The following is a 6,939-nucleotide window of genomic DNA, read 5'->3' on the forward strand; positions in this document are numbered from 1 at the left end:
TCTATCGACGTCCACTCGGCGGTCGTCACCACGGCCCTGCTCGACCTGGTCCCCGGCCTCGACGCGCCGGACGGCCCCCTCACCGCCGACGCCCACCACGCCGTACGCGCCACCGCGCTCGCCGCCATCACACCGGAACAGCGCGTCGAGGCCCAGCGCACCGCCCTGGCCCACGCTGCCTCCCTGGGCGTCGGTTCGGTCCACGAGTGCGCGGGGCCCGAGATCTCCTCCGAGGACGACTTCACGGGCCTGCTGCGGCTCGCCGCCGAGGAGCTCGGGCCGCGCGTTGTCGGCTACTGGGCCGAGCAGGACGTGGTGAAGGCACGGGAGCTGGGCGCCGTAGGAGCGGCGGGGGACCTCTTCGTGGACGGCGCCCTCGGCTCGCACACCGCCTGTCTGCACCAGCCGTACGCCGACGCCGGACACACCGGCCTCGCGTACCTCGACGCGGACGCCGTCGCCGCCCATGTCGTCGCCTGCACCGAGGCGGGCCTCCAGGCGGGCTTCCACGCCATCGGGGACGCCGCCGTGACCGCGGTGGTCGAGGGCGTCCGCGCAGCCGCCGAGAAGGTCGGCCTGGCCCGCGTCCGCGCCGCCCGGCACCGCGTCGAACACGCCGAGATGCTCACCCCGGAGACCATCGCGGCCTTCGCCGAGCTGGGCCTGACCGCCTCCGTCCAGCCTGCCTTCGACGCGCTGTGGGGCGGCGAGGAGGGCATGTACGCCCAGCGCCTGGGCGCCGAGCGGGCGCGCGCCCTGAACCCCTTCGCGGCCCTGCTGCGGGCCGGTGTCCCGCTCGCCTTCGGCTCCGACAGTCCGGTCACCCCGATCGACCCCTGGGGCACGGTCCGCGCCGCCGCGTTCCACCGAACGGCTGAACACCGCGTCTCCGCTCGGGCCGCGTTCACCGCACATACGCGGGGTGGCTGGCGGGCCGTGGGACGGGACGACGCGGGTGTTCTGGTCCCGGGCGCGCCCGCCGACTACGCCGTCTGGCGGACCGACGCCCTGGTCGTGCAGGCGCCCGACGACCGGGTCGCGCGCTGGTCGACCGACCCGCGCTCCGGCACACCCGGACTGCCCGACCTGACACCGGGCGGCGACCTACCCGTCTGCCTGCATACCGTCGTGGGCGGACGGACGGTGTTCGTACGGCCGGGCGAGTGATCTCCCGGGGTGGCGCGCCCCCGATCCGCGCCCGCCGCCCTGTCGCGCGACCTGCGCATCCTCTGCCCTGACCAGCCGTTTGAGGGAGAAAGCGCAGATCAGACGGCTGTTGACAGGCGGGCGCAGGGGGCCGGTAGGTTCGTCCGAGTCCACCACCGGACGCCCGACCGGGGAACCTCCGAACAATCGCCGAAGCGCCGCTGGGTCAGGGACGGTGTGCCGCACCGGGGCACCGCCACTGGGAGCCAGGCTCAGCACCCGCGCCACGGCGAGGGAACGTTCCGGCCGGTCGGCTGGTGTGACCCGGGTGGGGCCCGGACGTCCAGTAGACAACGGCTTTGGTCGACCCGCAGCCGGCGGGTCCCAGGTCGGCCCGAAGGGCGCCGGGCCCCCATCCGCAGCACACCAGTACCCAAAAGGCACAGTCTTACCCCGTTCTTGTCGAATCGACACCACCGTACGAACGACGTGGCACGTCATCCCAGGCGGCGGCCACTATGGTGGACGCCTGCGTACGGACATGAAGGGGCAGCAGTGAACGACGGCGACGGAGCCCTCGCGGCACAGGCCCAGGGGCGGAAGTTCGGCCCGCTCGGCATGGCCTTGGTGATCATTCCGACCTACAACGAGGCGGAGAACATCAAGGCCATCGTCGGGCGGGTGCGGCAGTCGGTCCCCGAGGCTCATGTCCTCGTGGCCGACGACAACAGCCCCGACGGCACGGGCAAGCTGGCCGACGAGCTGGCGGCCGAGGACGAACAGGTCCAGGTGTTGCACCGCAAGGGCAAGGAGGGCCTCGGCGCCGCCTACCTAGCGGGCTTCCGCTGGGGCATCGAGAACGGCTACGGCGTCCTCGTCGAGATGGACGCCGACGGCTCCCACCGGCCCGAGGAGCTGCCCCGGCTGCTCACCGCCCTCAAGGGCGCGGACCTGGTGCTCGGCTCCCGCTGGGTGCCCGGCGGCCGGGTGGTGAACTGGCCGAGGTCCCGCGAGTTCATCTCCCGTGGCGGCAGCCTCTACTCACGCGTGGCCCTGGACCTGCCGCTGCGCGACATCACGGGCGGCTACCGCGCCTTCCGCAAGGAGACCCTCGAAGGCCTCGGACTGGACGACGTGGCCTCCCAGGGCTACTGCTTCCAGGTCGACCTGGCCCGCCGCGCCGTCAAGGCCGGCTACCACGTCGTCGAGGTCCCCATCACCTTCGTGGAGCGCGAACACGGCGACTCCAAAATGAGCCGCGACATCCTCGTCGAGGCCCTGTGGCGGGTCACCACGTGGGGCGTGGGGGAGCGGGTCGGCAAACTCCGCGGCCGGGGCAAGCCGGGAGGAAAGCCCTCACAGCCGTAGCCCCACAACCTCACAGCCCTCGTTGATCGTCCCCTTATCCCGCACTGAGCCGGGCCCAGGCACACTGGACGTATGACGACTGGCGCATCCACCCCTTCCTCCGCCGCCCGGCCCCAGCGCTCCCGGCTGCGTACGTTCCTGCCGCTGGGCATCGCCGCGTGGCTGGTGCTGGAGATCTGGCTGCTGACCGTCGTGGCGGGCGCGTCGAGCGGTCTTACGGTCTTCCTGCTGCTGGTCGCCGGGTTCGTGCTCGGCGCGGTGGTGATCAAGCGGGCGGGCCGGCGGGCCTTCCAGAACCTGAGCCAGGCCGTGCAGCAGGGCACCGCCCCGGCCAGCGGCGGTGGCAGCGGCCTGATGATGCTGGGCGGCCTGCTGCTGATGATCCCCGGTCTGATCTCGGACGCGGCGGGGCTGCTCCTGCTGATTCCGCCGGTCCAGAAGGCGCTGGGGCGCTACGCGGAGCGCACGGTCGAGCGGAAGCTGCGCAAGGCCGCCCCCGGCACCCTGGGGGACGCCTTCCAGCAGGCCCGGATGCACCGCCCGGACGGCAAGGTCGTCCAGGGCGAGGTCATCGTCCGGGACGAGCCCGGCGACGACACCCCGCAGGGTCCGCGCCCGCCGCTCACCCGCTGACGGGGACGCGGACACGCAAAAGCGCGGGCGCCGTACATGTTCGTACGGCGCCCGCGCTTACTTGCTTGTGCCACTTGCGTGTGCGGTAGAACCGCTCCGCACCTTCAGGACTAGGCCGACTTGCGGCTGTCCCTCGGGTGAACCGCGATATTCATCGCGCCGGAACGGAGAACGGCAAGACGCTCCTCAAGGACCTCTTCGAGTTCCTCGCGGGTGCGCCTCTCCATCAGCATGTCCCAGTGGGTACGCGCGGGCTTGGCCTTCTTTTCCTCAGGGCCGTCGCCGTCGACCAGGAGTGCCTGGGCCCCGCAGACCTTGCACTCCCACTCCGGCGGAATCTCCGCCTCGACCGAGAAGGGCATCTCAAAGCGATGTCCCTTCTCGCATGCGTACTCCACGGCCTGGCGTGGTGCCAGGTCGATACCGCGGTCCGTCTCGTAGCTGGTCACCACGAGGCGCGTGCCGCGAAGAGCTCGCTCACTCATGAATCGTGCCTCCCGGGCTTGTCGCCCACAGGACAGGTGTCGCTGTCGTCGTCATCCGGTCAACGTCCGGTCGGCGGTAAAGATTCCCGTACGGGGTCATGCGTCGCCGTCGTAGCCGCCCCTTGTTGTACCCACCAGCGCCCGGTTTGTCACATCTACTAGCAGATGTCACCTAGCGATTCGTCATCTTTGACGCGCAGTAACGGTACGCCAGGCAGGCCAAACGCGTACACTACCGCCCTTTCGCCTCCAGCGCTAAATCCTCTCGGGAAGAGGATTCCCCGCGTCGCTGATCGCCCGCGCCACCGGAACCCGCGCGAGCAGTACGAATCCCACGATGAAGAAGGCCACCAGGGAGATGATCGCGTCCCGATAACTTCCGGTCAGCTGGTACGTCACCCCGAACAGAAGTGGGCCCAGCCAGCTCATGCCCCGATCGCTCATCTCGTACGCCGAGAAGTACTCGGCTTCCTTGCCGGGCGGCACCAGATGCGAGAACAGGGACCGGGACAGCGCCTGGCTGCCGCCCAGGACGAGGCCGATCCCGGCGGCCAGCACGAAGAACCAGACGGGCGCGCCGGCGGGCAGGAAGTACCCGGCGGCCAACGTCACCGTCCACGCCACCAGGGAGCCGAGAATCGTCCGCTTGGCCCCGTAGGTCCGGGCGAGTCGCCCCATCCCGAGCGCGCCCGCCACCGCGAGCACCTGGACCATCAGCACGGCCGTGATGAGCGTCGACTGACTCAGGCCCAGCTCCTCGGAGCCGTACACGGACGCCTGTGAGATCACCGTCTGGATGCCGTCGTTGTAGATCAGGTAGGCGAACAGGAAGGACAGCGTGAGTGGTTTGCCGCGCATGTCCCGGACCGTCGCCGCCAGCTGCCGCCAGCCCTGCGCCGTGGGCGCCTCGGACGTCGTACGGCCGCGGTCGCGCAGCCGTTTCAGCGGTACGAGGGTGAAGGCGCCCCACCAGATGCCGGCCGAGGCGAGACAGATGCGCACGGCCATCGACTCGGAGAGGCCGAAGGAGTCGTGGGCCGTGAAGAGGATCAGGTTCAGGACGAGGACCAGGGAGCCCGCCGCGTAGCCGAAGGCCCAGCCTCGGGAGGAGACCGCGTCGCGTTCCTCGGGCGGGGCGATCTGCGGGAGGTAGGAGTTGTACACGACCATCGAGACGGCCACGGAGGAGTTGGCGACGATCAGCAGGAAGCCGCCGAGCAGATAGCGGTCGCCGTCCAGGAAGAACAGGCCCGTGGTGGCGGTCGCGCCCACATAGGCGGCGAGCGCCAGGAGGGGCTTCTTGCGGCCCGTGCGGTCGGCCGCCGCGCCCGCCAGGGGCATGACGAGGATCGACACGATCACGGACGCGGAGACGGTGTAGGCGAAGAAGGACCCCGCCCGGACCGGTATCCCCAGGGGATGCACGAACCCGTCCGGGTCGGCCGCCGACTTCGCGACCGAGGTCAGATAGGGGCCCAGGAAGACGGTCAGTACGCTCGTCGAGTAGACGGAGCAGGCCCAGTCGTAGAAGTACCAGCCGCGCTGTTCACGCCGCCGTTCGGCTGCCTCGTCGGCCGCCGGTGACCGCAGGGTGTCGGTACCCACCCATGCCCTCGCTTCCCGTGCACGCGTCGGCCCAGGGGCTCAGGCCCAGACGCCCCGCTCCACCATGACCTCGCGCAGTGTGTCGATGTGATCGGTCATGATGCCATCCACTCCCAGGTCGAGAAGCCGGTGCATGCGATCGGCCTCGTTGATGGTCCACACGTGGACCTGCACTCCACGCGCGTGTGCCGCCTGCACGAAGCGCCTGTCGACGACAGGGACGCCCGACTGCTCCTCGGGCACCTGTGCGGCGACCGCCGAGCGGCGCACGGGGAGGGGCGCGCCCCAGGAGCGCAGCCGCAGATTCAGCACCCCGCGCGTGCCGAACGACGTGGCCAGGCGCGGCCCGGCCAGGTGCTGGGCACGGACCACGCGCTTCTCGGAGAAGGAGCCGACACAGACGCGGTTCCAGGAGTCGGTGCGCTCCAGCAGGTCCAGGAGGGGGTGGAGCGCCGGCTCCGCCTTGATGTCGACGTTCCAGCGCACCTCGGGGAACGTCTCCAGCAGCTCCTCGAAGAGGGGCACCGGTTCCTTGCCCGCCACGCGCGCGTGGCTCACGTCGGACCAGAACAGGTCCGCGATCCGCCCCGCCCCGTCGGTCACCCGGTCCAGGGTCTCGTCGTGGAAGGCGACGAGCTTCCCGTCAGCGGTGGCGTGCACGTCGGTCTCGATGTACCGGTAGCCCAGCTCGACCGCGCGCCGGAACTGGAACACGGTGTTCTCCAGGCCGTCCGCCGCGCCGCCCCGGTGGGCGAACGGGATCGGGCCGGGATGGTCGAGATACGGATGACGTATGAGCGTGGTCACCCGGGCAGTATCGCCCGTTCCGGTGACCCGGTGGCTACGACCGTGCTGCCGCCGGATGCCGAGGGGGCGGCGAACACGCGCAGGAAGAGCTGGGCGAGCGGGCCGATCGCCAGGGCGTACAGGAGGGTGCCGATGCCGACGGTGCCGCCGAGCGCGAAGCCGGTGGCCACGACGGTGACCTCGATGCCCGTGCGGATCAGGCGGATGGAGCGGCCGGTGAGCTTGTGCAGCCCGGTCATCAGCCCGTCGCGCGGGCCCGGTCCGAAGCTCGCGGAGATGTAGAGCCCGGTGGCGACCCCGTTGAGCAGGATGCCGGCGATCAGCAGCGGAATCCGTACGGCCAGGCCGTGCGCGTCGGGCACCAGCGCGAGGGTGCCGTCCATGGCCAGGCCGATCACGAACACGTTGGAGACGGTGCCCAGGCCCGGCCGCTGGCGCAGCGGGATCCACAGGAGCAGCACCGCCGCGCCCACGATGATCGAGACGACACCGATCGTCAGGCCGGTGAGTTCGGCGAGGCCCTGGTGGAGCACGTTCCAGGGTTCCAGACCCAGGCCCGACACCACCAGGAGCGCTGAGCTGGCGCCGTAGAGCGCGAGTCCGACGTAGAGCTGGACCAACCGTCGCCCGAGACGGTTCCGCGTGGACAAGAGGTGCCCCCTGGTGGTGGTAGTGGCCTGGCACATGACACTCTGTGGCTTGAGAACAAACGTCATCCATGGCCAATTCCGGGAAGGTGGACTGGTTTCCATGGCGCAGTGGACCTCGGCGATGGGCGCCGCGCAGCTGGCCCGGCTGCTCAACTCCCAGCAGGACCGCCCGGCCGGGCCCGGCACCCGCCGCCCGCCCGCCTACCGGGCCCTCGCGGACGGCATCCGCCTTCTCGTGCTGGAGG

Annotated in this window: 7 protein-coding genes; 3 read left to right on the plus strand and 4 right to left on the minus strand. The window is 70.7% G+C overall.

Annotated elements, in window-relative coordinates; all coding sequences use genetic code 11:
- From R6V09_RS41870 to fxsA, 3 genes are all read left to right on the plus strand, one after another.
- Window positions 1-1,167: amidohydrolase (locus R6V09_RS41870; RefSeq protein ID WP_317886731.1), on the plus strand; the 1,167-nt coding region annotated here is incomplete at its 5' end.
- Between the two features lie 534 nt (window positions 1,168-1,701).
- Complete coding sequence (locus tag R6V09_RS41875) at window positions 1,702-2,514, plus strand: polyprenol monophosphomannose synthase (protein ID WP_317886732.1); 813 nt, start codon at window positions 1,702-1,704, stop codon at window positions 2,512-2,514.
- Between the two features lie 72 nt (window positions 2,515-2,586).
- Window positions 2,587-3,147, plus strand: a complete 561-nt coding sequence (gene fxsA, locus R6V09_RS41880) for an FxsA family membrane protein (RefSeq protein WP_317886733.1) — start codon at window positions 2,587-2,589, stop codon at window positions 3,145-3,147.
- Window positions 3,148-3,257: 110 nt separating this feature from the next.
- Here the strand turns inward: fxsA and R6V09_RS41885 are convergent, their stop codons facing one another.
- The 4 genes from R6V09_RS41885 to yczE all read right to left on the minus strand — a co-directional run bounded on the left by R6V09_RS41885 (window position 3,258) and on the right by yczE (window position 6,730).
- Window positions 3,258-3,632, minus strand: a complete 375-nt coding sequence (locus R6V09_RS41885; protein WP_003977404.1) for an RNA polymerase-binding protein RbpA — start codon at window positions 3,630-3,632, stop codon at window positions 3,258-3,260.
- Window positions 3,633-3,887: 255 nt separating this feature from the next.
- On the minus strand, window positions 3,888-5,237 hold the full coding sequence (locus tag R6V09_RS41890; RefSeq protein WP_317886734.1) for an MFS transporter: 1,350 nt from the start codon (window positions 5,235-5,237) through the stop codon (window positions 3,888-3,890).
- A gap of 39 nt (window positions 5,238-5,276) precedes the next feature.
- On the minus strand, window positions 5,277-6,044 hold the full coding sequence (locus tag R6V09_RS41895; protein WP_317886735.1) for a glycerophosphodiester phosphodiesterase: 768 nt from the start codon (window positions 6,042-6,044) through the stop codon (window positions 5,277-5,279).
- Window positions 6,041-6,730, minus strand: a complete 690-nt coding sequence (gene yczE / locus R6V09_RS41900; RefSeq protein ID WP_317886736.1) for a membrane protein YczE — start codon at window positions 6,728-6,730, stop codon at window positions 6,041-6,043. Before yczE ends, R6V09_RS41895 begins: the two co-directional genes overlap by 4 nt.
- Window positions 6,731-6,939 lie beyond the last annotated feature (209 nt).

It is taken from the genome of Streptomyces sp. W16, assembly GCF_033194735.1.
GTDB lineage: Bacteria > Actinomycetota > Actinomycetes > Streptomycetales > Streptomycetaceae > Streptomyces.